Origin of the sequence: Specibacter sp. RAF43 (genome assembly GCF_052114065.1) — a bacterium.
Taxonomy (GTDB): Bacteria; Actinomycetota; Actinomycetes; order Actinomycetales; family Micrococcaceae; genus Specibacter.
In genome coordinates this window covers 1-25,537 of sequence record NZ_JBFREA010000019.1, presented here as the reverse complement: position 1 = coordinate 25,537, position 25,537 = coordinate 1, and the positions used below count along the sequence as shown (strand labels likewise).

Annotated in this window: 24 protein-coding genes and 1 pseudogene; 7 read left to right on the top strand and 18 right to left on the bottom strand. The window is 67.1% G+C overall.

Annotation, left to right across the window (positions count from 1 at the left end):
• Positions 1-36: 36 nt before the first annotated feature.
• Complete coding sequence (locus AB4Y80_RS11490) at positions 37-2,226, bottom strand: hypothetical protein (RefSeq protein ID WP_442214277.1); 2,190 nt, start codon at positions 2,224-2,226, stop codon at positions 37-39.
• A gap of 444 nt (positions 2,227-2,670) precedes the next feature.
• Between AB4Y80_RS11490 and AB4Y80_RS11485 the strand changes: the two genes are divergently transcribed.
• Positions 2,671-3,825 (top strand): AI-2E family transporter, encoded by a 1,155-nt coding sequence (locus AB4Y80_RS11485; protein ID WP_442214323.1) that lies wholly within the window; start codon positions 2,671-2,673, stop codon positions 3,823-3,825.
• A 115-nt stretch (positions 3,826-3,940) separates the two neighbouring features.
• Here AB4Y80_RS11485 and AB4Y80_RS11480 read toward each other — a convergent pair whose 3' ends face one another.
• Positions 3,941-4,726 carry an alpha/beta hydrolase gene (locus AB4Y80_RS11480; protein ID WP_442214276.1) on the bottom strand — a complete coding sequence of 262 codons (786 nt, stop codon included), beginning with the start codon at positions 4,724-4,726 and terminating at the stop codon, positions 3,941-3,943.
• Positions 4,727-4,736: 10 nt separating this feature from the next.
• The gene (locus AB4Y80_RS11475) at positions 4,737-5,072 is read right to left on the bottom strand and encodes an ATP/GTP-binding protein (protein WP_442214275.1); all 336 of its coding nucleotides are present in this window, start codon (positions 5,070-5,072) and stop codon (positions 4,737-4,739) included.
• Between the two features lie 108 nt (positions 5,073-5,180).
• Here AB4Y80_RS11475 and nucS point away from each other — a divergent pair, with 108 nt between their 5' ends.
• The 3 genes from nucS (at position 5,181) to AB4Y80_RS11460 (ending at position 7,483) form a co-directional block, all read left to right on the top strand.
• Positions 5,181-5,876, top strand: coding sequence for an endonuclease NucS (gene nucS / locus AB4Y80_RS11470; protein ID WP_442214273.1), 696 nt, complete (start codon positions 5,181-5,183; stop codon positions 5,874-5,876).
• 60 nt (positions 5,877-5,936) lie between these two features.
• The gene (locus tag AB4Y80_RS11465; protein WP_442214271.1) at positions 5,937-7,187 is read left to right on the top strand and encodes an N-acetylglucosamine-6-phosphate deacetylase; all 1,251 of its coding nucleotides are present in this window, start codon (positions 5,937-5,939) and stop codon (positions 7,185-7,187) included.
• 92 nt (positions 7,188-7,279) lie between these two features.
• Positions 7,280-7,483 (top strand): cold-shock protein, encoded by a 204-nt coding sequence (locus tag AB4Y80_RS11460; protein ID WP_442214270.1) that lies wholly within the window; start codon positions 7,280-7,282, stop codon positions 7,481-7,483.
• 96 nt (positions 7,484-7,579) lie between these two features.
• On the opposite strand, the gene AB4Y80_RS11455 is transcribed toward AB4Y80_RS11460, so the two are convergent.
• The 15 genes from AB4Y80_RS11455 to AB4Y80_RS11385 all read right to left on the bottom strand — a co-directional run bounded on the left by AB4Y80_RS11455 (position 7,580) and on the right by AB4Y80_RS11385 (position 23,103).
• Positions 7,580-10,201 carry a bifunctional lysylphosphatidylglycerol flippase/synthetase MprF gene (locus tag AB4Y80_RS11455; RefSeq protein ID WP_442214268.1) on the bottom strand — a complete coding sequence of 874 codons (2,622 nt, stop codon included), beginning with the start codon at positions 10,199-10,201 and terminating at the stop codon, positions 7,580-7,582.
• Entirely contained in the window at positions 10,201-11,580 is a 1,380-nt protein-coding gene (locus tag AB4Y80_RS11450) for an alpha/beta hydrolase (protein WP_442214267.1), read from the bottom strand. The genes AB4Y80_RS11455 and AB4Y80_RS11450 overlap by 1 nt, the downstream gene beginning before the upstream one ends.
• Before the next feature lie 90 nt (positions 11,581-11,670).
• Positions 11,671-12,102: a DUF2550 domain-containing protein gene (locus AB4Y80_RS11445; protein WP_442214322.1), complete on the bottom strand. Its 432-nt coding sequence runs from the start codon at positions 12,100-12,102 to the stop codon at positions 11,671-11,673.
• 11 nt (positions 12,103-12,113) lie between these two features.
• A complete protein-coding gene (locus AB4Y80_RS11440) occupies positions 12,114-12,404 on the bottom strand; it encodes a F0F1 ATP synthase subunit epsilon (protein WP_442214266.1) in 291 nt (96 codons plus the stop codon).
• A gap of 2 nt (positions 12,405-12,406) precedes the next feature.
• On the bottom strand, positions 12,407-13,861 hold the full coding sequence (gene atpD, locus AB4Y80_RS11435) for a F0F1 ATP synthase subunit beta (RefSeq protein WP_442214265.1): 1,455 nt from the start codon (positions 13,859-13,861) through the stop codon (positions 12,407-12,409).
• Between the two features lie 87 nt (positions 13,862-13,948).
• Complete coding sequence (locus AB4Y80_RS11430) at positions 13,949-14,842, bottom strand: F0F1 ATP synthase subunit gamma (protein WP_442214264.1); 894 nt, start codon at positions 14,840-14,842, stop codon at positions 13,949-13,951.
• Positions 14,843-14,940: 98 nt separating this feature from the next.
• Positions 14,941-16,578: a F0F1 ATP synthase subunit alpha gene (gene atpA, locus AB4Y80_RS11425; RefSeq protein ID WP_442214321.1), complete on the bottom strand. Its 1,638-nt coding sequence runs from the start codon at positions 16,576-16,578 to the stop codon at positions 14,941-14,943.
• Positions 16,579-16,692: 114 nt separating this feature from the next.
• Positions 16,693-17,535, bottom strand: a complete 843-nt coding sequence (locus AB4Y80_RS11420; RefSeq protein ID WP_442214263.1) for a F0F1 ATP synthase subunit delta — start codon at positions 17,533-17,535, stop codon at positions 16,693-16,695.
• Entirely contained in the window at positions 17,535-18,092 is a 558-nt protein-coding gene (locus AB4Y80_RS11415) for a F0F1 ATP synthase subunit B (protein ID WP_442214262.1), read from the bottom strand. Before AB4Y80_RS11415 ends, AB4Y80_RS11420 begins: the two co-directional genes overlap by 1 nt.
• 47 nt (positions 18,093-18,139) lie before the next feature.
• The gene (atpE, locus tag AB4Y80_RS11410; protein ID WP_054011807.1) at positions 18,140-18,358 is read right to left on the bottom strand and encodes an ATP synthase F0 subunit C; all 219 of its coding nucleotides are present in this window, start codon (positions 18,356-18,358) and stop codon (positions 18,140-18,142) included.
• 73 nt (positions 18,359-18,431) lie between these two features.
• The gene (atpB, locus tag AB4Y80_RS11405) at positions 18,432-19,226 is read right to left on the bottom strand and encodes a F0F1 ATP synthase subunit A (RefSeq protein WP_442214261.1); all 795 of its coding nucleotides are present in this window, start codon (positions 19,224-19,226) and stop codon (positions 18,432-18,434) included.
• A gap of 97 nt (positions 19,227-19,323) precedes the next feature.
• Positions 19,324-19,632 (bottom strand): hypothetical protein, encoded by a 309-nt coding sequence (locus tag AB4Y80_RS11400; RefSeq protein ID WP_442214260.1) that lies wholly within the window; start codon positions 19,630-19,632, stop codon positions 19,324-19,326.
• Positions 19,629-20,099: a hypothetical protein gene (locus AB4Y80_RS11395; RefSeq protein WP_442214259.1), complete on the bottom strand. Its 471-nt coding sequence runs from the start codon at positions 20,097-20,099 to the stop codon at positions 19,629-19,631. The genes AB4Y80_RS11400 and AB4Y80_RS11395 overlap by 4 nt, the downstream gene beginning before the upstream one ends.
• 167 nt (positions 20,100-20,266) lie before the next feature.
• Positions 20,267-21,313 (bottom strand): MraY family glycosyltransferase, encoded by a 1,047-nt coding sequence (locus AB4Y80_RS11390; RefSeq protein WP_442214257.1) that lies wholly within the window; start codon positions 21,311-21,313, stop codon positions 20,267-20,269.
• Positions 21,313-23,103 (bottom strand): polysaccharide biosynthesis protein, encoded by a 1,791-nt coding sequence (locus AB4Y80_RS11385; protein ID WP_442214256.1) that lies wholly within the window; start codon positions 23,101-23,103, stop codon positions 21,313-21,315. Before AB4Y80_RS11385 ends, AB4Y80_RS11390 begins: the two co-directional genes overlap by 1 nt.
• 275 nt (positions 23,104-23,378) lie before the next feature.
• Between AB4Y80_RS11385 and AB4Y80_RS11380 the strand changes: the two genes are divergently transcribed.
• From AB4Y80_RS11380 to AB4Y80_RS11370, 3 genes and pseudogenes are all read left to right on the top strand, one after another.
• Positions 23,379-24,278: a glycosyltransferase family 2 protein gene (locus tag AB4Y80_RS11380; RefSeq protein ID WP_442214255.1), complete on the top strand. Its 900-nt coding sequence runs from the start codon at positions 23,379-23,381 to the stop codon at positions 24,276-24,278.
• Positions 24,279-24,280: 2 nt separating this feature from the next.
• Positions 24,281-25,291, top strand: coding sequence for a glycosyltransferase (locus AB4Y80_RS11375; protein ID WP_442214253.1), 1,011 nt, complete (start codon positions 24,281-24,283; stop codon positions 25,289-25,291).
• Between the two features lie 6 nt (positions 25,292-25,297).
• Positions 25,298-25,537 (top strand): annotated as a pseudogene (locus tag AB4Y80_RS11370) (hypothetical protein); the annotation flags it as partial.

The window sequence follows — 25,537 nt, the reverse complement described above, 5'->3', positions numbered from 1 at the left end:
CGCGCGCTTGAAAGATCACGCCGCGGGCGAAACCTGTTACTTAAATTTGGCTCCGACCAGGTCCCGGCTGGCCGAGACGATGTTGATCAGGTCCTTGGAGGAGGCCGGGGGAATGACCATCACGATGGGTTCACCGTAGGTCACCACCACGCCCTTGGTGGAGTCCTTGCCGCCGGCCAGGGCGACGGCGGCCGGATCGGAGACGTTGATGGTCGCGCTTTTCTTGGGCGTGGAATCAACGCTGAAGGCATAGCCCACCACCACCATGGCCCCGCCGTCGGCGGTGCGAACGGCGATGGTCGACTTGTCGTCCGCCTTGTGGCTGAAGACGATGGTGGCATCCTTGGACTTCGCCAGCGTCTCCGCCTGGTACTTTTGCGAGTCCGTGAGGTAGACGTTGTCCTTGAACGAGGCTTTCCACTTGCTGTTGCTCTTGGTCAACCTGTCGCTGAGCGCCGCAACGGCGTCCTTCGGGCTCATCTTCAGACCGTTGGCGGCGTCCAGGGGAACCTCCGGCGTTCCTTCCTTGTCAATGGTGGGGAACGTCTGGCCCGGCAGCAGCGGCGTGGCCTGGACCAGCTTGTAGTTCTCACGCGCACTGCTTTGCACCAGGGTCAGCAGCTGCGGCAGGGGGTTGTTCTCCCCCTTGGTCACCAGCACGGCCGAGCGCGGCCAGGTGGCCGTGGTGGTCACCACCTTGGCCAGCAGCTTGGTGCTGTTCACGGGTTGGGGCGCCGCCGCCTTGGCGACCTTGGAGCGGATGGTGTAGTTCGCGGTCCGGACCTGCAGGGCCAGGCCGGAGACCCGGGACTGCAGTTCCTTGGCATTCTTCGCGTTGTCCCCCGTGGAGACGACCGTGGCAACCGCGGCGGCGATGCGCTCCACCTGGCTGTCCAGCAGCACCGGGATGCCCGGAGCCTGGGGTGYGGCACTCGTGGGTGCCGCGCCGGTCGCCGCCGGTGAGGAGGCGGCGGGCGCGGGCGCCGGGGTGGTCGGGTCGGCGGCGACGGCCGGGGTGATGCTGCCGGCGACCACGACGGCGGCGAGCGCAGCGCCCCAGCGGACGCGCGCGGACCGGACGGCCAGCCGGCCGCGGCGGACCGGGCCGGGCGGGGCTGCCGCGAATTCCGCGGTGCCGTCTTGGGCGGGGACGCCGTCTTGGGCGGGGGCGCCGCCCGTGCCGGTGCCGGGGGCGCCGCCCATGCCGGTGCCGGTGCCGGAGCCACCGGTGCCGCCGGAACCCGTGCCGCCGGTGCCGGTGCCGCCGGAACCGCCGCGGGGCTCGGAGTCGTCGTCGGAGCGGGAGGCGGGCTTGGCAGTGGATGCGGCGTCCGCCCGGACAGAGGGCGGGGAGGCGGGCACGGCCGGTGTCTGGTTCGCGGTCAGCCCGGCGGGCGGGCCAAAGACTCCGCGCGGCAGCCCGGCCGCGGAAGCGCCCGAGATGTCAACGACCGGTGTCGCGGCCGGCCGGCCGGCGGCTCCGCCGTGCCGGGACCGGCCCATGTCGGCGATGGTGGCGCCGGAACGGGCCCTGGCGCGGGCGGCCACGAGGCGTTCAACCTCACGGGTGCCCGCGGCGGGGTCGGACGGGGCGCGCCCGGCCGATCGGCGGCCGGCGGCGGACGCTGTGGGCTTGCGCGGGGTCACGAACAGCAGCAGCGCCGCGATGGCGAGCAGGGCGGAGCCGAAGATCATCAGCGGCACGGCCCACGGCGTCCCGGCCGTGTTGTCGGCGGTCAGGGTGATGTCTGTCGGGGCCGGGGCGGTGCCGTCGGCGGAGACCAGCAGGGCCCAGTCGCCGTGGCCCGGGGACTCCCAGGAGTATTGGAGCTCGCCGGTGCCCTTCTCTTCGCTGACCCACATGTCGGAGCCCGCCGGGTTGGGCACCTTCTCCACGCCGGCGGTGCTTTCGGCCGTCAACTCGGTGAAGTCGGCGTTTACCCCGGAAATGGTGGTGTGCGCGGCGTCGCCGATCCAGCCGTTGATGTCCCGTTCGCGTGCCACCGCGAGTTGGATCGGTCCGGCGGACTTGATGGTCATGGTGAATTGGCCGTCCTTTGCCTTGAGCACCTCGGGGCCTATGACGGTCACGGGGGCCGGCTTGACCGAGGTGCCGACGGCGGCCGTAACGGTGGCCGGCGGCAGCCAGATGGTGCGTTGGCCTATCCCAAGGCCAAGGAGCAATATGCCCACAATGGCCAGTCCAATGGCAATCTTTGAACGCAAGTACATACCTAACATCGGTGGAGAACTATGAAGATCCTTTGTTAAAGGGTAACCGTTTCGTTATCTTTGGGGCAGTTTCCGAGGTCAATCTCACTCTCAGCGATACCGCACCGGCGCCGGGGGCTCTCAATCGCCCGTCGTGCCCGGGTCCGGCCACCGCGGCCTGGCCCCACAGGCGCGGGGACACCGGCTTAATCAGGCGCACCGGCGCCCGCCGCTGATAATCTCATCTCACCATCACCTGCAGGGGCCGCACCGCTCCGGATAAGAAGGCAGCACCCCGTGAGCTCTCCGACCGAACCCGAGGCACCCCAGCCGGACACCGCCGGCGAGCCCATCCCGCCCGAACACGCGGCCGACGTCGTCCGGGCCGATCCGCTGGTGGCAGGACACGAACCCGCCAAGCCGGTCCCGGTCTCCGGCGGGCGCGGGTGGCGCACCTGGCTGCTCAACAGGGTCAAGCAGCCGCTGCCCGGCGCCCAGCCCCGCGTCCGCTTCACGATCCCCCCGGAATCCGCGGAATTGGGCCAGGCGGCGGCCGTGGAGCAGCCCGCGCCCGGTGCCATGTTCCGGCATCCGATCTACCTGGGGTTCATGGGCACGGTGGGCGTGGGCATCGCCTTGTTCCTGAACTACATCATGGCAAACACTTCCCAGCTGCTCCTGTGGATTGTGACCGCCCTGTTCATCTCGCTGGGCCTGGACCCCGTGGTGCGCTGGCTGGAACAACGCAGGGTGCCGCGGCCGCTGGGCATCGTGTTGGTGCTGGCGTCCCTGCTGGGGCTGGTGGCCATGTTCTTTGCCACGCTGATCCCCACCATCGTTGACCAGACCACGCAGCTGATCACCAAGGCCCCGGGCTGGATCACCGATTTCCTCAATTCGGATTTCTTCCGCCAGCTGGACGTCCAGTATCACGTCATCGACACGCTCAATACGCAGGTGGAGAAGTTCTTCCAGGACTCCCAGGCCGTGGGCGGCATCTTCGGCGGTGTGGTGGGCGTGGGCAGCACCATCGCCAACGGCCTCTTCGGCACGCTGATCGTGCTGGTGTTGAGTCTGTACTTCCTGGCCTCGCTGCCGACCATGAAGAAGTGGGGCTACCGCCTGGCCCCCCGCTCCCGCCGCGCCCGGGTGGAGGATCTCAGCGAGGAGATCACCGCCGGCGTCGGCAACTACGTCATCGGTCAGGTGTGCGTGGCAGTGCTCAACGCCACCTACGCGTTCATCGTCATGACCATCCTGAACGTGCCCTTCAGCGTCCTGCTGGCGTTTGTGGTGGCGCTGATGGCGTTCATCCCGTTGGTGGGCGGCATGGTGGCGGCCGTGATTGTGACCGCGGTCAGCCTGACCGCCGGCTGGCAGACGGCCGTCATCTTCGCCATCTGCTACGTTGCCTACCTGCAATTCGAGGCGTACTTCGTCTCCCCGCGCATCATGCAAAAGGCCGTGGCGGTGCCGGGGGCGGTCGCGGTGATCTCCGTCATTGCCGGCGGCAGCCTGCTGGGGGTGCTCGGCGCCCTGATCGCGATCCCCACCGCCGCGGCCGTCATGCTGCTGGTCCGGGAGGTCTTCATCAACCACCAGGACGAGCACTAGTCCGCCGTCCCCGGCCATCATCCGGGCGGGGACGCCGCTGTGGACATCCGCTGGTGGCAGACCGGCAGCGCAGGTCCGCATCGGCGTCCCGGCGCACCGGCGCGCGCATCCGCCGTCAGGCGGTGGCCACCGGACCCGTCCACTCGGTCGGCAGCGGCGCCGTGCCGCCCAACACCGTGGACACCAGCTCATTGAGGGCGCGGCCCGCGAACTTCTCCCCCACCCAGAGGTGCTTGGCGCCGTCCACGGCGACCACCCTGGCCTGGGGCACCCGCGCAAAGCGTTCCCTCGCCGCCGGCGGCTGCAGATAGTCGTCAAGCTCGGGCACCAGTACCGTCAGCGGCTTCCCGCCGGCGGCCCACGCCGCCAGATCGGCGTCGCCGGCCCGGTGCAGCGGCGGCGAAAGCAGCACGGCGCCTTCCACCTGCGCGGCCACGGGGGGAACGGCCCCGTATTTGAGCACCAATTCGGTGCCGAAGGACCACCCCACCAGCCACCGGTTGGGCAGCCCGCGGTCCACGGCAAATTGCACGGCCGCCTCGACGTCGAGCCGCTCGCCGATGCCGTCCTCAAAGCCGCCGTCGCTGGTTCCCCGCGGCGAGGAGGTGCCGCGCGTGTTGAAGCGCAGCACCGCGATCCCGGCCAGCGCGGGCAGCCGGTATGACGCCTTCTTGTACAGGTGCGAGTCCATGAACCCGCCGTGCGTTGGCAACGGGTGCAGCGTGATGAGCGTGCCGCGCACGACGCCGTCGGCGGGCAGGGCCAGTTCCCCCACCAGGGTGAGACCGTCCGCGGTGGTCAGTTCAATATTTTCTCGAACGGCCGGCAGGATGGTCGAGGCGCGGACGGCCACGGGCGTTCCGGGATCGAGGAAGTCCAAGGATGCTGGGTCAAAAACCATGTATCCCAGCTTATCGGTAACGGTAGCTGCGCCCGCGCCAGCAGTTGCTGTGCCAGTGGCGGCGGTCACGCAGCCCGGCCTCGGCGCCGAACATGGCGTCCTGGCGCCAGACCACCAGGTGCGCCACGCCGGGTTGCACGGGGTGGTTGCAGCCGGGGCAGGTGTAGACCTTTTGCGCGTTCCGGGCCGTGATGGTGCGCACCGCCCATTCGCCGTCGGGCGCCGATTCGCGCTCCGGGATGCCCAGCCGGGCCCGGTCAAGGTCCAGGGCCCCCTCGCCGTCCGCGTCGCGATGTCCGCCGGGAAGTGAGGTGCGACGACGGCGCGGATGGTTTGAACGGGGCATCTCACCATTGTGCCGCACGGCAGGGGGCGGCACCCGCCACCGGCGCGGCACCCACCGGCATCCGCCGCCGGCGCGGCCCGCGGCCGGCGACCCGCTAAGGTGGTGGGTGTGCGTTTAGTGATAGCCAAGTGCTCCGTCGACTACGTCGGGCGCCTCAAAGCCCATCTCCCCCTGGCCGTCCGGCTGCTCCTGGTCAAGGCCGACGGTTCCGTGCTGGTCCACTCCGACGGCGGCTCCTACAAGCCGCTGAACTGGATGAGTCCCCCGGCCACGCTGCGCACCGTGGGCCCGGCCGACGTCGACCTTGAGGACGGCGTCATGGAGCAGTGGATCGTGCAGTCCACCAAGGCCGACGACCGGCTGATCGTGAACATCTACGAGCAGCTCCATGAAAGCAGCCACGACCTGGGGGTCGATCCGGGGCTGATCAAGGACGGCGTGGAGGCCGATCTGCAGCGCCTGCTCGCCGCGCAAATTGAGACCCTCGGCGCCGGCTTCACGCTGATTCGGCGCGAGTACTTCACGGCGATCGGCCCGGTGGACATCCTGGCCCGGGACGCCGACGGCGCCACCGTGGCGATCGAGCTCAAGCGCCGCGGGGACATCGACGGCGTGGAACAGCTGACCCGCTACCTGGAGCTGCTGAACCGGGATCCGCTGCTGGCGCCCGTGCGCGGGGTCTTCGCGGCCCAGCAAATTAAGCCCCAGGCCCGCGTCCTGGCCAAGGACCGCGGCATCGACTGCCTGACTCTGGACTACGACACCATGCGCGGCGTCGATGACAGCGCCTCCCGGCTCTTCTAGGCTCCCGCCCTGTTGCGGCCGCCCTGCCCCGGGGCGGATGGCGCTGGCTAGACTGGATCCATGAGTGAAGCCAACAGCCCCGTCTCTGCGACGTCCGCCAAGAAACTGATCTTTGGATCCGTCATCACCGACCGCGGCGTCATCGAGGCCGGCCTGGTTGCCGTGGCCGGCGACCGCATCGTGTATGCCGGCCGTGCCGACCACTTTGACGAACCGGACTTCGGCCCGGCCGAGGTAGACCTGGCCGACATCGTGAGGGTGCCCGCCGGGCACATGATCCTGCCCGGCCTGGTGGACGTCCACAACCACGGCGGCAACGGCGGCGACTTTCCCAGCGGCGAGGAGTCCTCCGCCCGGGCGGCCGTTGATTTTCTGCACCGCGCCGGCACCACCACGCTGCTGGCCAGTATGGTCACCGCCCCCGCCGAGGACCTCATCGCGGGCATCGGCCTCTATGCCAAAATGACGGCCGAGGGCCTGCTGGCCGGCATCCACCTGGAGGGCCCGTTCCTCTCCCACGCCCGGTGCGGGGCACAAAACCCCGATTACCTGCTCGACCCGGACCTGGACCTCACGGCCCGGCTCATCGACGCCGGCCAGGGGAGCATCGTCACCATGACCTACGCGCCGGAACTTCCGGGCTCCGCGGACCTGGTGGACCTGCTGACGGCCCACGGCATCACCCCGTCCGTGGGGCACACGGACTGCGACACGGCCGTCGCGGCCGAATCCCTGGCCCAGGCCCGGGAAGGGCTGAACTCCGCCGGATTCGACGGCGTCTCCGGACGCCCCACCGTCACGCACCTTTTCAACGGCATGCCACCAATGCACCACCGCTCCCCCGGCCCCGTGGCCGCCTGCCTGCGGGCCGCCAAGGCCGGCCGCGCCGCCGTCGAGCTGGTCGCGGACGGCACCCATTTGGACCCGGAAACGGTCAGGACGGTTTTTGCGCTCGTTGGGGCGGACAACGTGGTGCTGGTCACCGACTCGATGGCCGCCGCGGGGCTCGCGGACGGCCGGTACATGCTGGGCCCGTCCCCCGTCACGGTGGCCGACGGCGTGGCCACGCTGGACGCCACCGGCTCCATTGCCGGCGGCACGGCAACGCTGCTGGAGGTGGTGCGCCGCACCGTTGCGGCCGGCGTGAAGCTCACCGACGCGGTGCATGCCGCCACGGCCGTCCCGGCCGGCGTCCTGGGGCTGACCGATGAGATCGGGGCGCTGCGCCGCGGGCTGCGCGCCGACGCCCTGGTGGTGGACCCGGAGCTGGGGCTGGCACATGTGTTGCGTGCCGGCGTTTGGCTCAATTAGTCATCGACTTTGTAAATATGTGTCGTGTTCGTTGACCACTCTTGTGACTCATGCCATGATGACGGATGTAATACCATCACTGAGGAGAAACAATGGCACAGGGAACCGTCAAGTGGTTCAACGCTGAAAAAGGCTTCGGCTTCATCACACCGGATAATTCGCAGGGTGACGTTTTTGTGCACTACTCGGAAATCCAGGGGAACGGGTTTAAGTCACTGGAGGAAAACCAGCGAGTTGAATTTGAGATCGGCCAGGGCGCCAAGGGCCCCCAGGCCACGGGTGTGACGGCGCTGTAAAACGTATTCACCACCTCACGGATGCCCCGGCCACCGGCCGGGGCATCCGTGCGTTCCGGACCTTTTCCGGGGCCCGTCCTGACCTGATCGGGCCGCCTAGCGGCCGGCGCCGCGCAGCAGCCGCGCCATCTGCCGCACGGAGACGTTGGGCATGTAGGCCTCGCCCACGGCGCGGCCGATGGACGGCAGCGAAAACGGGTCCTGGTACATCATGTACAGCGTCCGGTGCCGTGGCTGGAAGCGCTTCTTGAAGTTGGCCAGCGACTGGAAACCGTACACCGGTTCCAGCGTCCGGCCCAGCAGGGCCAGGAGGCGATCCATGGAGGTGCCCTGCAGCGCCGCCAGCGGATGCACGGGCGCCTCACCATGAGCCGCAGCCACGCCGGCACCCTGTCCCCCGCCGCCACGCTGCGCGTCGTCAAACGCCGCCGGCGTGTCGTCTTCCGCGCCGGCACCGTGTCCCGTGCCGACCAGCTGTGCCTGGTCACACACCGTGGACGCGTCGTCGGGCGCGGCCGCAATGGCCAGCGGCGAGCCGGAGAGCGAAATTTGCGCCACCTCACCGCGGAAGTGCAGCACCGCCTCCGCAATGAGGAATTCCATCACGCCCTTGAAGGCGTCGTCGCCGCGCCGCATGAAGTCCAGCGTCCAGCTGACCACCGCGCCGTCGGAGAAGACGGGCAGCCAGCTGGTCACGCCGTGGACCCTGCCCGTGTCATCCACGGCCAGGCAGATCTGGACGTTGTCGTCCTTGAGCTCGGCCACCCCGCCCAGGGTGAACCCCATCTCCGGCAGCGCCCGCCCGGACACCCAGTCCTCGGAAATCTCATGGATTTGGGTCCGCAACCCGGTGCCGAGCTCCGAATACCGATGCCACCGGGCGGAAATGTTCAGCTTGGCGGCCTTGTTCAGGGCCGTGCGCACGTTCTGCCAGTCCCGGCCCTTGAATTCCATGGCCGTGATGTCCAGCAAGGTTTCCGTGGCCACGGCGGCCCTGTGGAAACCGCGGCTCGTCAGGAGGTCGGCGCGATCGGCGGTGAGCGAATAAAAGCACGGCGTCAGGGACTGTTCGGCGCAATGCTCGACGAACCCGTCCACGGCCGCGGCATAGTCCCCCGGGTCGCCGAACGGGCCGCCGACGGTGACGGCCACGCCGTAGTGGAGCTGGTAGCCGATCCCCACGGTCCCGGCCGCGTTGAACCAGTAGTGGTTGCCCGGCCACAGCGCCATCCACGACAGCGAGTCCCCGCCCCGGCGCACCAGCGCGGCGGCCGCCGCCCGGTCGGCGCGGTCGGTGCCCGCGGCCACCCGCCGGCTCAGGAACAACGCCAGCACGCTGACCACGCTGACCAGCCAAAACACGGCACCGCCCATGCCGAACAGCAGCGTGGAAAAGAAGCCGTGAGGGTAGACGGAGGCCCCATAGCTGAAGGGAAACGGGTATGGCAGCAGGATCCGCGGCAGGCTGGCGATGAGCCCGAGGATCCCGTACCGGCCCACTTCATTGCCCTCACCAAACCAGGCCGCGGCATACAGCGCCACAAATCCGCCCAGCAACAGCGGCAGCAGCACGAAGGTCCGCCGGCGCAGGACGGGATTCGCGTCGATGTGGAAGTGCCGCCGGCTCACAACCAGGATGCCGGCGATGAGGAAGGGAACCAGCACCACGGGCAGGAGTTCCCACACCGAGGCGTTGATGCTCAGTTCGCGGTGCCCCCGGCGCAGGGGCAGCCCAAACCCGGCGAACAGCTGCAGGTACACGCCGGACATGACGCCGATGATCACGTGCAGGTAGACGGCCATCCACAGCGCCAGCCGGTTTCCGCGCCGCAGGCCCTCGGCGCAGGCAAGGAGCAACAGCATCGGCGCCAGGGCCAGCAGGTGCCCGCCCGGACCCCACGGACCCAGCCCCTGGCAGCCGTGCTGCAGCGGCTCGCACGTGGCCTGGAGCTGGTTGATGGTGGGGACCGGGTTGACGATCAGGTTCCGCAGCGCCGCCAGCGGCCCCACCGGTTCGTGGGCCACGGCCGCAAACAAGGGACCCACGGCAAACACGGCCACCACAATGGCCAGGTTGGTGCGCGTCTCACGGCTCGTGGAGCGGGTGATGTGTGCGACCTGGCGCGCCGGCAGGAAAGCGATGCCCAGGACCAGCCCCGCCAGGGCGCCGACCAGCGTGAACAGGTTTTGCGCGTGTCCCACGTACAGGGCGAGCATCAGCGCCGTGGCGATGGTCACCGAGCGCACCCGGCGCCGCCACAACACGCTGATCAGCCGGCTTGCCGCCATGAGCGCACCCACGGACGCCGCGTACGGTCCCATCAGGGTGGCCTGGCGCATGCCGGCCAGCCACTCCAGATTCGATGCCGCACCGACCTCCACCACGCCGGTAAAAATGACGACGGCGGCCAGCTGGCTGCCGAGGAGGGCCGCGGCCGTGCGCCACGTCCCCAGCGTGGTCTCGGCCAGGCCCAGGACGCCCAGCAGCACGGCGGCGCCGGCCAGCAGGGCCGCCGGGTTCGCGGTGAGGACCAGGGTGCTGAACGGGGACCACCACCGGCCGGTGAACAGGTCCGCACTTTGGAAGCCGGCCGCACCCGCCAGGGCGCGTGAGGGCGGATGCAGGATCGATCCCGTGCCGGCCTGGACCGCGATGGTGACGGCCAGCATCGCCACGGTGAACGGGAGGCGCCGCACCCACCGGGCAATGCCCGCCATCACTGCAGCCCCAGCCGTGCGCCGAGGAAGCTGAACGCGGAAGGCAGCGCCTCGGTCACCATGATCCATGAATGTCCGCCCGGAAAGGTGGAGCGGAACAGGGTCATCCCGGCCCTGCGACCGGCAGCCTCGAGCACCATCGCATTCCCGGTGAACACCGCATCCTGGTCGCCGGTGGCAAACCAGCCCTGGACCAGGGGGTAGCTCCGATGCTCCATCAGCGTCAGGGGCACCTGGGCGTTGAATGCCGCCGCGTTGCCGTGAAAGGCGCGCTGGATTGTCACGGCACGGCTGGCGGTCAGCGCCGGCTCCCGCTCCGGGGCGATCGCCGCAAAAGATCTGTACACGTCGGGATGGCGCGTCACCATCTGCATGGCGCAGGTCGCCCCGTAGGAGAAGCCGGCCACGGCCCAGTGGTCATGGTTGGTGTCAACATTGAGCGTCGCGGTGATCCAGCGTGGCACGTCGACCGCCATATAGGTATCCGCCCGGCCCAGGGCCGAGTTCATGCACATGGTGTTGGCCTCCTGGCTGCCGTTCGGATCCGGCATCAGCACCACGGGGGCCAGACCGGCGTGGGCGTGCGCATAGCCGGCCAGGGCCTGGTCCACGTGTCCGGATTGCAGCCAGTTCTCCGGCGAGCCGGGCTGGCCGGAGACCAGCACCACTACGGGAAGCACGGGGCGATGGGCGGTGAAGTACGCCGGTGGCAAATACACGACGGCGTCGCGAGCCCGGAAGCCGGAAACTATGCCGGGGATGTGCACGCTGCGAAACTCGCCGGCGGACTGCATCCCCTTCGGCGCCACCCAGCCGTCCTTCACGGGCAGCACCCGGAAGCGGTCGGCATCCTTTTTCTGCAGGTAGTGGGGGATGCCCCGCGCCAGCGCCGGTTCCCCCCGCAGCAGGCTGCCCACCGTGGGGTACTCGCCAAAGTAGATATTGATCGCCAGGGCGCTGACGGCCACGATCGTTACGGCCGCCCCCACGGCGGTGACGCGCCGCGCCCACGGCACTGCCCCTGCGGGCCGCCGCTCGGTTCCCCGGGACAGGTGCCGCAACCCCGCGCCCGGGCGGGCGGGTCCACCCGGGCCGAGGACCGCCGTCGTCAGTCCCAGCACCAGGCCCCACAGGGCAGCGCCCGCGCACACCAGCACCGTGGCTGGCAGGTCCTCCGGCCACCAGTACCAGACGTGGATGACGGCCCAGCCGGCGGCCATGGCGGCCCCGGCGGACGCGATCCCCGTGACCAGGGCGTACAACCACCAGCGACGGGAGCGGCGGATGAGCAGGAAGGCCAGGGCAAGGGCCCCAAGGCCCAGGGCGGTCGCCGGAAGTGGGCCGGAGTCGAGGCTCTCGGCATAGAACCACTTCAACACTTACATCACTTGCCCTTGTCCAAAAGTCCCGCTTCACTCGACGGGCAACGCTTGTGATGCTAGTGGAAGTTGCTGGGAGTGCGCTGGAATCTAGCGCCAGGTGCCGATGCCGACAACCGGTCCGGCCTCCAGCCACGAGGAGAGGCCGGCGTAGGCGCCGAATTTCATGGCCAGGCGGACCTCCTCGCCCCGGTAGTCCAAGGTGACGATCACGACGTCGGGCGGAACCCTGGTGCGTTCGGCCTCCGTGGGCGTGCGCCGGCCCACCAGCACGATGGCGCTGCGCACCATCCTCAGGTGCGGGCGGGGGCTTAACGAAAGGAGCCGGAACCATTCAAGTTCCGACTCCTGGTAACGACAAACCCCCATCCGCCAGCGGTTTCCCGCCGAGCTGATGGAGGCGTCAATGGTGCCCAGGGCGCGCCGCAATTGCATGCGGCGCACCCCCACCAGGCACAGTGCGATGATGACCAGCAGGAACGCTCCTGCCATGAAAAGCAACGGGGCACCAGGAACGTTCATCACTTGCCGTGCTAGCGGGTCCCTGCGTTGGCCGGCGCGCCATCTTGGAGATGCGCGTTGTCGGCCACGATCACGACCCGGTTGCTGTCAACCGAGAAGAAGCCGCCGTCCACGGTGACCTCGATGCGGCTCCCGTCAACGGGCTCGACGGCCAGTTCGCCCGCGGCCAAGATGGCCAGCAGCGGCGAGTGGCCGGGGAGAATGCCGATCTCACCGTCGGACGTGCGCGCCTTGACCATCTTCGCCGCGCCGGACCACACAAAGTGGTCCGCCGCCACGATTTCAACCTGGAGTTCGGCCATCGTTACTTGGTCGATTCCTGGATCTTGGCCCACTGGCGTTCGACGTCGGTCATGTCACCGACGTTGAAGAACGCCTGCTCGGCAATGTGATCGACATCGCCGTCGCAGATCGCGGTGAAGCCCTCGATCGTGTCCTTGATGGACACGGTGGAGCCCTCGACACCGGTGAACTGCTTGGCCGTGTACGTGTTCTGCGAGAGGAACTGCTGGATGCGGCGGGCCCGTGCCACCACGATCTTGTCCTCTTCGGAGAGCTCGTCAACACCAAGGATCGCGATGATGTCCTGGAGTTCCTTGTTCTTCTGCAGGATCTGCTTCACGCGCACCGCGGTGTCGTAGTGCGCCTGGCCGATGTACTGCGGGTCGAGGATGCGCGAGGTGGACGTCAGCGGATCCACGGCCGGGTACAGGCCACGGGAAGCGATCTCACGCGAGAGCTCGGTGGTGGCGTCCAGGTGGGCGAACGTCGTGGCCGGGGCCGGGTCGGTGTAGTCGTCGGCAGGGACGTAAATGGCCTGCATGGACGTGATCGAGTGGCCCTTGGTGGAGGTGATGCGCTCCTGCAGCAGGCCCATCTCGTCGGCCAGGTTGGGCTGGTAGCCCACGGCGGAGGGCATGCGGCCCAGCAGCGTGGAAACCTCGGAACCGGCCTGCGTGAAGCGGAAGATGTTGTCGATGAAGAGCAACACGTCCTGGTTCTGCACGTCGCGGAAGTACTCGGCCATCGTCAGCGCCGACAGGGCCACGCGAAGGCGCGTTCCCGGCGGCTCGTCCATCTGGCCGAACACCAACGCGGTGTCCTTGAGCACGCCGGCCTCTTCCATTTCAACCCAGAGGTCATTGCCCTCACGGGTGCGCTCGCCAACACCGGCGAACACCGAGGTGCCACCAAAGTTGCGGGCCACACGGGTGATCATTTCCTGGATCAGCACGGTCTTGCCGACACCGGCACCGCCGAACAGGCCGATCTTTCCACCCTTGATGTAGGGGGTCAGCAGGTCGATCACCTTGATGCCGGTTTCGAGCATCTCGGTGGAACCCTCGAGGCTGGCAAAGGCGGGAGCCTTGCGGTGGATCGGCCAGCGCTCCGTGGTGGTCAGCTCGGACTCTTCAATGTCCAGGGGCTTGCCCAGGACGTTGAAGATATGGCCCTTCACGCCGTCGCCCACGGGCACGGAGATCGGGGCGCCGGTGTCCGTGACAGACGTGCCGCGGACAAGTCCGTCGGTGGCCTGCAAGGAGATGGCGCGCACGAGGTTGTCACCCAGGTGGAGTGCGGTCTCGAACGTAATGGTGCGCGTCACGCCGGCCAGGGTCAGCTCGGCGGTGAGCGCATTGTAGATGCCGGGGATGGAGTCCGCGGGGAATTCGACGTCAACGACAGGACCAATGACGCGGGCAATACGTCCGACGGCACCGGCCTTGGCGGCTACCTGCTCTGTAGTAGTGGCAGTCATCTCTCTCACTTCAATCAGTAGATGGCGTGGTGTTAAGTCTAGCTGGGTCAGTTTCTGGCGGGCCGGGCCCGCAAGGTTGCCGCCGGGTTAGGACGCGTTGAGCGCGTCGGCACCGGCCACAATCTCGGACAGTTCCTGGGTGATTTCGGCCTGGCGGGCCGTGTTGCGCAGTCGCGTGTACTTCTTGATGAGATCGGTGGCGTTGTCGCCGGCCGACTTCATGGCCCGCTGGCGGGCGGCAAGTTCACTTGCGGCCGCCTGCAGCAAAGCACTGAAAATACGTGACTCGATGTAGCGCGGGAGCAGGGCGTCAAGGACCTGCTCGGTTTCCGGCTCGAACTCGTACAACGGCAGAAGATCGGCCGCACTGGCTGCGGCCTCTTCCACCACCTCAAGGGGCAGCAGGCGCACAACTTGCGGTACCTGCACAACCATCGACTGGAAGCGAGTCGAGACGATGTGGATCTCGTCCACGCCGCCCTTCTCGTACTCCGTGGCAAAGGCCTCCAGGACCGCCGCACCGATTTCCTGGGCGGTGCTGAACAAGGGGGCATCGGAGCCACCAGTCCAAACACGCGCATAGGGCCGGTCACGGAACTCGAAGTAGGCCTGTGCCTTGCGTCCCACCAGGAAGTAGGACACTTCCTTGCCCTCGCCGGCCAACAGCTCGCTGAGCTGTTCGGCCTGCTTGAGAACACTGGCGGAATAGGAACCCGCAAGGCCTCGGTCAGAAGCAACGATGACGACGGCGGCGCGGCGGATCTGCTCCGGCTCCGTCACCAGGGGATGATCGATTTCACTCTGCGACGCCACAGCGGAGACGGCGCGGGTAATGGCGTTCGCGTACGGCAGGGACGCGGCCACACGGGTACGCGCCTTGCCGATGCGCGAGGTGGCGATCAGTTCCATCGCCTTGAAGATCTTGCGCATCGACGTGGTCGATGAGATCTTCTGGCGGTAGACCCGGATCTGGGCTCCCATACTTTTCCTTTCCTAGAATTTCGCTACACAAGAGTGCCAAGCTTTGGCGGGAACCGGCGGGCCTGCGCGGTTGGCGCAGGCCCGCCGGGCCACGGCCGCTAGCGCTTTTGCTTGACGATCTTCTCCTGGTCGACGGCGGACTCGTCCAGAGCGTCATGCTCCTCGTGTCCGGCGCCCACCAGCTTGCTGTCGCCCACACCAAAGAAGCCGGCCTTGAATTCGGTGATCGCCGTCTTCAGCGCGGCCACGGTGTCATCGGCCATGACGTTGGTCTCGGCAAGGGTGGTCAGGATGGAGGAGCCGTGGCGCAGGTGCTCCAGGAACTCCTTCTCGAACCGGCCGATGTCCTCAACCGGGACGTCATCGAGGAAGCCGTTGGTGCCGGCCCAGATGGAGACAACCTGGTCTTCGATCGGGAATGGCGCGTACTGGCCCTGCTTGAGCAGTTCCATCAGGCGGGCGCCGCGGGTCAGCTGCTGCTTGGAGGCGGCATCCAGGTCCGAGGCAAACATGGCGAACGCCTGCATGTCGCGGTACTGGGCCAATTCCAGCTTCAACGTACCGGAGACCTTCTTCATCGACTTCACCTGGGCGGCACCACCGACGCGCGAGACGGATACACCGACGTCGACGGCGGGGCGCTGGTTGGCGTTGAAGAGGTCCGACTGCAAGAAGATCTGGCCGTCGGTGATGGAGATCACGTTGGTCGGGATGTAGGCGGAGACGTCGTTGGCCTTCGTCTCGATGATCGGCAGGCCGGTCATCGAGCCGGCGCCGAGCTCATCGGAGAGCTTGGCACAACGCTCCAGCAGGCGCGAGTGCAGGTAGAACACGTCGCCCGGGTAGGCTTCGCGTCCCGGCGGGCGCCGCAGCAGCAAGGAGACGGCGCGGTACGCTTCGGCCTGCTTGGAGAGGTCATCAAAGACCACCAGGACGTGCTTGCCCTGATACATCCAGTGCTGGCCGATGGCCGAGCCGGCGTACGGTGCCAGGTACTTGAAGCCGGCGGGGTCCGATGCCGGGGACGCCACGATCGTGGTGTACTCCAGGGCGCCGTGGTCCTTGAGGGTCTGGCGGACGGCCGCAATGGTCGAGGCCTTCTGCCCGATGGCCACGTACACGCAGCGAACCTGCTTGTTGGTGTCCCCGGAGGCCCAGTTCGCCTTTTGGTTGATGATCGTGTCGACGGCAAGGGCCGTCTTGCCGGTCTGGCGGTCACCGATGATCAGCTGGCGCTGGCCGCGGCCGATCGGGATCATGGCGTCGATGGCCTTCAGGCCGGTCTGCATGGGCTCGTGAACGCTCTTGCGCTCGGTCACCCCGGGGGCCTGGAGTTCCAGGGCCCGGGTGGTCTCGGCCGCGATCTCGCCCAGGTCGTCAATGGGTGCGCCCAAGGGGTCAACCACGCGGCCCAGGAAGGCGTCGCCCACGGGCACGGACAGGATCTCACCGGTGCGGTGAACTTCCTGGCCTTCTTCGATCCCGGTGAAGTCACCAAGGATGATGACACCGATCTCGCGAACGTCCAGGTTCTGGGCCAGGCCCAGCGTGCCGTCTTCAAAGCGAAGCAGCTCGTTGGCCATGACGGAGGGAAGACCCTCCACACGGGCAATACCATCGCCGGCGGTGCTAACCCGGCCAACTTCGACACGCTCGGCGTTGCCCGGTTCGTAGGACGCCGCGAAGTCGTTCAAYGCATTACGGACGTCGTCGGCGTTGATGGTCAATTCGGCCATCTGCAGTCCCTGCTCTCCTATTTCGCGATCATCGCTTTTCTTCACGATGACCTAAGCTTTCGGCCGTTCCCACCCCGATGGGCGGGCGGCCAGATTCTTCTTTGTGCTTTGCGGCTATCCAGCCAGCTGCCGGCGCAATTCGCCCAGGCGCGTGATAACGGAAGCATCCACTACTTCGTCACCCACCCGGACACGAACGCCACCGATTAGTGTGGGCTCAACGCTGACATTCATTTTCAGCTCACGCCCGTACAGGGCATTGAGTCCGCGCTGCAAGCGCCCCAGCTGCGCGTCATCCAGCGGGCGGCTCACCGTGACGTTGGCAATCCAGCGCTGCTGGCGTGCCGCGGCCAAGTTGATGAACCGTTCGATGAGCTTGGTCGTCTTGTGACCGCGCGGATGGACAACGCCCTGGCGGATCAGCACCTTGGCCTCGGCGCACGCGCCGGGAACCAATTTGTGGGCCAGGTCCGTCTTGGCGGACTCGCTTGCCTGCGGCTCCACGAGGGCATGCTGCACCTCGTGGCTGGATCCAACGACCTGGTTGAAGGAGAACAAATCGCCCTCCAACTCCTCCAGGGCGCTGACGCCGGAAACGGAGTTGCCGGAATTCGCAGATGCGCTCCGGTTTTCTGCAACGGCAAGAACCACCGTTGCTGCCAAGGTCTCGAGTGCATCGCCGATGTCGCGTGCATTGCCCCAGCGTGCTTCCGCCAGGCGGCCAACGATGGCGGCCGCCGGGGCGGAAACCTTGTCCTTGACCAGCGAGAGCGCCAGTGCCGACTTTTCCTCGCTCGCGCGGGAGGGGTCGGTCAGCGCCCGGCGCAGGCCGGCCGAACCGTCCACAATCGCCAGGATGGCGAAAAGTTCTTCAGCCAACCCGAGTGATGCGGTGGGAAGCTGCGCTTCCAACTGCGCCAGCGCGGTCGCCAGCGATTCGCTCGATACGCTTGCCATTAGTTAACTGCACCTTCGCTTTGCTGTTCCAGCTCGGCCAGGAAACGGTCCACCACGCGCTTGGCGCGGGCGTCGTCATCCAGGGCCTCCCCGACGATGCGTCCGGCCAGGGTGGTGGCCAGCGAACCGACCTCCGCCCGCAGCGAGACGACGGCGGCCTGGCGCTCGGCGGCGATGGCCACCTGTGCCTGCTCCGTGATCCGGGCGGACTCCGCGGCGGCCTTTTCCTTCAGGTTCGCCAGAATCTGGGCACCTTCGGAGCGGGCTTCCTCGCGGATGCGGTTCGCCTCGGTACGAGCGTCGGTCAGCTGCGCCTTGTACTCGTCAAGGGCAGCGGAGGCCTCGGCCTGGGCCTTTTCGGCCTTGGCAATGCCGCCTTCAATGGCTGCGGTGCGGTCCGCGTACGTCTTCTCAAACATCGGGACAACGAACTTGACCACGATGTACATGAGGATGGCGAAGCTGACGGCGACAACCACGATTTCCGACCAGTTGATGGCCAGGGGGTTCGGAGCCGCTTCCGCTGCATTGGAGGCTAAAATCATGAGGCTATTCATATTTCACCCGTCCTTTTCTACTCGTGTGTGAAAGTTGTGCGTTCTCTTTACTTGAGAACGAACGCAAACACGAGGCCGAGGATGGCCAGGGCTTCGGTCAGTGCCAGGCCCAGGAAGGCGAGGGGCTGGAGCACGCGCTGTGCTTCAGGCTGACGTGCCACACCATTGATGTAGGCAGCGAAAACCAGGCCCACGCCAATAGCACCACCGATTGCGGACAAACCGTAACCGATAAGGTTCAGTGAGCCGTTGATTTCACCCGTCATTGTGTTTCCTTTCAAGATGCCCGTAGGCAGGTTGTTTGGTTCAAGTTATCCCCCGCGGGGAATTCTTATGGTGTTAGTGCGTATCCGCGTGGATGGCACCTTCAATGTAGATCGCGGTCAGCAGGACAAAGACGTAGGCCTGCAGGACCATGATCAACGCTTCCAGCATGTACATGGCAATGGCGCCGCCCAGTACCAGAAGAGAGGTTCCCTTCAACAGGATGCTTTCCTGCGCGAGCAGGAACTCGATGCCGGAGCCGGCGATCATCACAATGAGGTGACCTGCCAGCATGGTGGCGAAGAGTCGCAGGCTGTGGGTCATCGGGCGAACCACAAAGTTGGAGATCAGCTCGATCGGCACCACCAGCGGCAGGATATACCACGGGACGCCGGAGGGGACCACAGCCAGCTTGAAGTAGCGCAGGCCGTTGACCCGCACACCCATGCCGATCCAGATCACGTACACCAGCAGGGCCAGGAAATAGGGGCCGGAGACGTGCGAGAAGCTCGGGAGCTGGATCAGCGGGATGGCGCCGAAGAGGTTGTTCAGCAGGATGAAGAAGAAGAGCGAGAACAGCAGCGGCACATACTTCTTGTAGTCCTTGGCGCCGATGACGTCCTGACCCACGGAATTGCGCACAAAGTTGTAGCCCAGCTCGCCGGCGTACTGCAGCCGTCCCGGAACCAGCTTGCCCTTGCGGGCGGCGGCCAGGAAGAACCAGGCGATGATCACGACCGAAAGGACCACCAACAGCGTCTGTTTGGTGAATTCAAAGCCACCGATGCTGAAGAACGGCGTGAGATGAGTTTCGACGCTGGGCGGGGTAAAGCTTCCACCATCTTGGGCGGGGAGCGTAAGCGCGATCAACGCGTTTCCTCTCTGCAGGGTTCATAGTTGGGCAAGATGCGGGGCACTGGGCCTGACGAGGCCTTGGGTCCCCCAAAGTTATTGAAAAATTTTGGTGTCACTGTTGCTCGGTTCCGTCTCCGTGCGTCCCCGATGACTTCCCGGTGGCTCCCTTGCTCCGTGCCGTCCTGAAACGGCGGGCAAAGGACAAATAGAAACCACCGGCCAGGCCAGCGAATGCCCCGGCCAGCACAATCCAATGGGTTCCGAGCAAATTATCCAGTCCCCAGCCTATCAAACTCCAGACCGCGATTCCGCCAACAATGTAGCTGAAGACGATCATCCCGGAATTGTATCCACCGTTGTCTTCGCCGCGATCGGGGTTGCCGGAAGCGGCGGAGTAGCCTCGGGAATTCTTGCCGGTCATGCGTCCGGTTCTTTGGGGTCGTTGTAGAGCTGGAGCCGCTGCCGGCTGAAGGTGACCACCTCGGTGGCCTGCCACAGCAGGACCACCACGACGCCGGTCGCGGCGAACCATGGGCCGCTGAGCCAGGTGGGGGTGCCGAGGGTGAAAAGGATGACGGCAAAGCCGACCACCTTCACCAGGTAGGTCACCATGAAGACGCCCAGCGCGCCCGACGGGTTCTTCCGCCCGTACAGGTGGCCGACCAGGAGGCTGAGCCCAAAGAAGGCAACCACCACCACGGCGCCAAACGCCACGCTGCCCACGCCGGGCCAGCCGGCAAAGATCAAGGCCGCCACGGCCAGGACCACCACGGCCGCGGCGCTCACCGCGAGGCATTTCTTCAGGATGTTCAGCCACGGGGTGGCCGAGGGACCGGAGGCCTCAAGGGGCCACCGTACGGCGCCGGAGCCGGCACTCTTGTCCTTCATCGGTACTCCATCGTGGGAGGGCTTCTTCAACGGCCAAGCTGCTGCAACTGTTGCGGGCGCAGTGCAAGAAGTCCCGCAACAAGAGGGCTCGGCCGTTCGATTGGTCAGGCGCAGATCGCCAAGTCAATTCTACATGAGATAGAACAGCTCGCCGACCCCCGGCGTCGTTACACCGTTTCCGCCGCGGCCGCCTTGCGGCGGAAGTGCCGCTGGAAGAGGGTTGGGGTGCGCAGGTAGAGAAGGATCACCAGCACGCAGGCGATGGTGGCGGCGACCTGCACCACGCTGGCGCCCTGGGCGGCCACGATGCCCAGGACGCTGACCACCACCGTGGCGGCGCTGACCACACCGGTTGCCTGCAGGTGGCTCAGGCCGACGATGGTCAGCCGCTGGTAGACGTGCTGGCGGTGCGCGGCGTACCAGCGCTCCCCCGCCAGCAGCCTGCGCAGGAAGGTCACGAAGGTGTCCACCAGGTAGATCAGGACGGGCGAGAAGATGTATTCGGCCGGGACCTGGGCCAGGAAGGCCGCCATGGCCGTCACGGCGATGGCCGCGCCGAGCAGGTAGCTGCCCACGTCGCCGAGGAAAACCTTGCGCCGGCTCAGGTTCCAGGGCAGGAACCCGGCGTAGGCCAGGGCGATGGCGACCCCGGCATAGACGAGCCACGGGTGGCCGGTGAGCAGGCCGGCGTATGCGTAGAAGGCACCCACCAGCAGCCCGTGCATGCCCGAGATCCCGTCAATGCCGTCCATGAAGTTGGTGACGTTGATGTACGCGGCCACCGCGATGGCCCCGGCCGGGATCCACCACAGCTGCTGGCGGCCCGGATCGATCACGGCAACCGCGCCCGTGGCCGCGGCCCCAACACCGAGCTGGAGCGCGGCGCGGACCTTGATGGCCAGGCCGCGGATGTCCTCGATCCAGCCGATCGCGGCGGCACAGACGGCCACCAGCACGATCACCAGCAGGGTGGCGCGGGCCTGGCCGCCGGCCCCCTCCCCCAGCGGAAGAAAAACGGCCGCCAGCAAAGCGGCCGGCAACGCGACCGCCGTCGTAATCCCCATGCCGCGAATGGTGGGATTCTGGTGCGAGGACCGCGCGCTGGGAATGTCCAGCACCCCGGCGCGGCTCAGCAGCGGGCGCACCAGCAGGGGCAGCAGCAGGGCCAGGGCGAAGGCGACCGCGCCCACGCACACGACCGGCAGGACGGCCATCAGGCACCCGCCGCGACGTCGCCGTCGGACTCGTCGATGGAGGGCAGCTCCGGGCCGGACTCCTCGGCGCAGCGCCGCAGCCACAGGTCCTGGTTCAGCTCCGACGGGGCCAGCGGCCGGGCATGGGTGTGCGAAATCTTCGGGTGCTGGTCCGGGTCCTTGACCTCGTCGTCGCCCACCAACTGCTCATGGAGCTTTTCCGAGGGCCGCAGCCCGGTGATCTTGATGTCGATCTCGCGCCCGGACATGGCGATCATGCGCCGGGCCACGTCCATGATCCGCACCGGCTCCCCCATGTCCAGGATCAGCACGTCCCCGCCGTGACCGATGGCGCCGGCCTGGATGACCAGCTGGCAGGCTTCCGGGATGGTCATGAAGAAGCGGGTGACGTCCTCGTGTGTGACCGTGACGGGCCCGCCGTTGTTGATCTGGTCGGTGAACAGCGGCAGCATGGAACCGCGGCTGCCGATCACGTTGCCGAACCGGACGGAGACGTAGCGCCGGCCGGTCTCGTTCGCCATCCAGGCCGTGAGTTTCTCGGCGGCGCGCTTGGAATGCCCCAGCGCGGTGGTGGGGCTGGCGGCCTTGTCGGTGGAAACGTTGACAAACGTTTCCACGTCCACGCTGCGGGCGGCGGCCAGGACGTTCAGGGACCCCAGGACGTTGGTCTGCCATCCCTCGGTCGGGTACATCTGCAGCAGCGGGGCATGCTTGAGCGCGGCGGCGTGGAACACCACCTCGGGGCGGCGGCGGGCAAAGATCTCCCGCAGAGTGCGGGCGTCGCGGATGTCGGCCAGGACGGTGGTGTTGTCATTGAGCAGCCCGTGGCCGTGGATGGAAAACTGGGTGTGCTGGAGGCCGGACTCGTCCCGGTCCAGCATGATCAGTTCGGCGGGGTCGAAGGAGTGCAGCTGGCGGCACAGCTCCGAACCGATGGAGCCGCCCGCGCCGGTGACCAGGACGCGCTTGCCGGTCACGTAGCCGGCAATCTGGTCGACCTTGATGTCCACCGGGCGGCGGCCGATCAAGTCGGCCACGTCAATTTCCCGGAAGTCGGTCAGGCCGCCCTTGTTGTCATGGTTGGTGTTGGCCGTGAGCATTTCCTGCAGCGGCGGCAGCACCAGCACCTTCACGCCCAGCCCGGCCACCTTGTCGGAGATCTCCCGGACCTTTTTCGCCTCGACGTGGGCCATGGCCAGCACGATCACGGTCGACTTGGTGCGCTTGATGAGTTCGGGGAGTTCATCGCCGCGGCCCAGGACACCCACGGAACTGAGCCTCAGGTGCTTCTTGCCGGAATCGTCGTCGATCAGGCCCACCGGCACGTAGGGGGAATCCGGGTCCTGCACCATGCGGGTGACCAGGGAATTGCCCAGGAAGCCGGCGCCGTAGATCAGGGTGCGCTGGGCCTCCTCGCCGAACGTCGGCTTGCCCTCAACGTAGAGGCGCTTGGCATAGCGGACGGCCGCCATGAGCAGGGCCGCAAACGGGAAGGCGATGGCGCTCACGGACCGGGCCACGTGGACCTCGTTGACCACGATGAACAGGAAAACACTCGTGACCGCGGCGACGATCAACGTGGTGGCCACCAGCACGCGGGCCTCGTGGATGCTGCCGAAGGTGTAGCGGCCGCGGTACAGGGCCAGGGACCAGCCGGCAATCAACTGTGTTGCCACCGCCACGGCGACCAGCAGCACCATGCCCCAGACGTTGATGAGGCGCACATCCAACTCGTACCGCAACAACACTGCCAGCAACAGCGCAACGGCCCAGGCGAGCGAATCCAGCAACGCCTGTGACCACAACCACAGCGTAGGCTTGCCGTCCCCCTCCTTTGGCAATGGTGCGGATGTCCCAGGTGCAGAGTTGCTCGCTATATTCAACGTGATTCGTATTCCGTTTTCTACCCGTTTGGCTGTGGCGCGCGGTGTGCGCTCATCTTCTCAACCAGCCGTTGGATGGGGGCTGTACTAAAGTGGAAGCTACTAAAGATAGTAATCGCTTCGGGCGATTACCCGCTGTTTAGCCGTTCCGGGCACGCTGATGCCGGCCGAGAGGATCCAACTTGCCAGAAACCGTAGCCGTCGCCGCGCTCACTTTTGACCGGCCGGACGACGTACGCACCTTGCTGGGGGCCCTGGCACAGCAGACCCATACGCCGCACTCCATCGCCCTGGTGGATGCCGGCACCACCTCCGTTGAACGGATCGCCGCCGAGTCCCCGGCGAACGTCACCTATATCCGCTCGCTGGCCAATCTGGGCGGCGCCGGCGGTTTTTCGCTGGCGATCCTCAGCGCCATGGCCTCCGGGGCCGAGTGGGTGTGGATCATGGACGACGACGCCCATCCCGAGGACCCCCACACCCTGGCCACGCTGCTGGCCGCCGCGTCCAGCCGAGGGCTGGACGCGGTGGTGCCAATCATCGTCGCCCCCGGCCACCCGGACAGGCTCTCCTTCCCGTTTCGCCTCCACGGCCGGATCACCCACGAGCGGTCGGCGGTGGAACCGCTGGGCTTCATCGAGGACATCGGCCAGTTCTTCAACGGGGCGCTGATCCGCACGGACGTGTTCTTCAAGGTGGGCCTGCCGGATCTGCGCCTGTTCATCCGTGGGGACGAGACCGACTTCATGATGCGCCTGCGCGCCGCCAAGATAAGGTTCGGCACGGTCACCTCCGTCGCGCTGACCCACCCGGCCGGCTGGGGCGAGGTCCAGGAGGTGCTGGGCTCGCGCCTGCACATCCTCGTGCCGGAAACCGCGTTCAAGCGCTTCTTCTACTACCGCAATCGGGGCTTCCTGATGCGCAAGCACCGGCGCTTGCGCTCGCTCGTGGCCGACGCCGTCGGCTACCCGGTGTTCTTCCTGCGCCAGGGCGACCTCAAGGGCCTGGCCCAGTGGGCGTCCGCCTACCTGGCGGGCGTGCGGGGGGCAAAATTCGGCCCGCCCAAGGACCAGGGGTTTTAGGCGTGGCAGGTACGGAGCACCCCAGCCGCCGCGACAACGTCTATGTGGTCATCACCACTTACAACCGGGCCGGCTACCTGGAGGCGCTGCTGGAATCGATCCGGGCCCTGCGTCCGGCCCCGCGCGGCGTCGTCGTGGTGGACAACGCCAGCACCGACGCCACCGCGTCCGTCATCGCGGCCGCCCGGGACGCCTGTGCCGCACTCCCGGTGCCGCTGCCGGTGATCCACCACCGGTTGGAGCGCAACGTGGGCGGGGCGGGCGGCTTTTCCGCCGGCGTCGCCCGGGCCCTGCAGGAGGGCGCCGCCTGGATGTGGCTGATGGACGACGACGTCACCGCGGTTCCGGGGGCCATCGGCGCCTTTGGCCCGTGGATGGAAAAATATGACGCCCTGGTGGGGCGCCGCTACGACGCCGACGGGGAACCGTTCTTTTGGCAGCACCGCTTCAGCACGTTTCTGGGCTTCCCCCTGCCGGTGGTCGGGGACGTCTTTAAGCACACCAACGAATTTCCCACCAATGTGGGCTGCTTTGAGGGCATGCTGGTGCACGCCGACGCGGTCGTGGCGGTGGGGCTGCCGGACCCGCGCTTCTTCATCACCTGGGACGACGCCGTCTACGGCTGGCAGGTCTCCTTGACCCGGCCCGTGATGTACGTCAATGAATTTGTGCTGCACAAGGTGCGCCGCCAGCGCAGCCTGGACCTGAAGTTCCGCCACCTCAACGACTCCTCGGACCTGAGCCGGTTCTATGTGATGCGCAACCGCGGGCTCGTGGCCCACTACCTGCGCGCCCACGGCGCATTCAATCCGGTGGGCTTCGCGCTGGGCACGCTGCTGACCGCCGCGAAGGAATTCTTCCGGCTGGCCGCCGTTGAAAAAACGGTGCACGGCACCGCGGAGCTGTGGAAAGGATGGCGGGAGTCCCGGACCATCCTGGCCGACCCGGCGTGGGAACCCATGCCGCCGCTGACCCCCGGCACCCCGCCGTCCCACCACCCCGAGCAGAAGTAGGCAAGCGTGCACAGAGGTACCCCTCCCAGGCAGGCCTGGGTGGTCATTGGCGCGTCCGGCTTCGTGGGCACGGCGATCATGGGCGAACTTGCTGCCCGCGGGCTGCCCGCCGTCGGGGTCGCGGCACCCCGGCTGGTCTCCTTCGCCACGGACGCGCCGGGCGTAGCCGCCCAGGCCGACGCCCTGGCCGCGGCGGGCCACAACCCGGCCGGGCCGGCGGGCACCGTTGCGCCCGCCGGCGCCGAC

Excerpts from the sequence above, each read along its gene's own strand:
- AB4Y80_RS11475 (WP_442214275.1), bottom strand. The coding sequence starts at position 5,072 with ATGCCCCGTTCAAACCATCCGCGCCGTCGTCGCACCTCACTTCCCGGC.
- AB4Y80_RS11390 (WP_442214257.1), bottom strand. The coding sequence starts at position 21,313 with ATGGCCGTCCTGCCGGTCGTGTGCGTGGGCGCGGTCGCCTTCGCCCTG.
- AB4Y80_RS11480 (WP_442214276.1), bottom strand. The coding sequence starts at position 4,726 with ATGGTTTTTGACCCAGCATCCTTGGACTTCCTCGATCCCGGAACGCCC.
- AB4Y80_RS11395 (WP_442214259.1), bottom strand. The coding sequence starts at position 20,099 with ATGAAGGACAAGAGTGCCGGCTCCGGCGCCGTACGGTGGCCCCTTGAG.
- AB4Y80_RS11430 (WP_442214264.1), bottom strand. The coding sequence starts at position 14,842 with ATGGGAGCCCAGATCCGGGTCTACCGCCAGAAGATCTCATCGACCACG.
- AB4Y80_RS11420 (WP_442214263.1), bottom strand. The coding sequence starts at position 17,535 with ATGGCAAGCGTATCGAGCGAATCGCTGGCGACCGCGCTGGCGCAGTTG.
- AB4Y80_RS11415 (WP_442214262.1), bottom strand. The coding sequence starts at position 18,092 with ATGAATAGCCTCATGATTTTAGCCTCCAATGCAGCGGAAGCGGCTCCG.
- AB4Y80_RS11440 (WP_442214266.1), bottom strand. The coding sequence starts at position 12,404 with ATGGCCGAACTCCAGGTTGAAATCGTGGCGGCGGACCACTTTGTGTGG.
- AB4Y80_RS11465 (WP_442214271.1), top strand. The coding sequence starts at position 5,937 with ATGAGTGAAGCCAACAGCCCCGTCTCTGCGACGTCCGCCAAGAAACTG.
- AB4Y80_RS11400 (WP_442214260.1), bottom strand. The coding sequence starts at position 19,632 with ATGACCGGCAAGAATTCCCGAGGCTACTCCGCCGCTTCCGGCAACCCC.
- atpE (WP_054011807.1), bottom strand. The coding sequence starts at position 18,358 with ATGACGGGTGAAATCAACGGCTCACTGAACCTTATCGGTTACGGTTTG.
- atpD (WP_442214265.1), bottom strand. The coding sequence starts at position 13,861 with ATGACTGCCACTACTACAGAGCAGGTAGCCGCCAAGGCCGGTGCCGTC.
- AB4Y80_RS11460 (WP_442214270.1), top strand. The coding sequence starts at position 7,280 with ATGGCACAGGGAACCGTCAAGTGGTTCAACGCTGAAAAAGGCTTCGGC.
- AB4Y80_RS11455 (WP_442214268.1), bottom strand. The coding sequence starts at position 10,201 with ATGGCGGGCATTGCCCGGTGGGTGCGGCGCCTCCCGTTCACCGTGGCG.
- AB4Y80_RS11445 (WP_442214322.1), bottom strand. The coding sequence starts at position 12,102 with ATGAACGTTCCTGGTGCCCCGTTGCTTTTCATGGCAGGAGCGTTCCTG.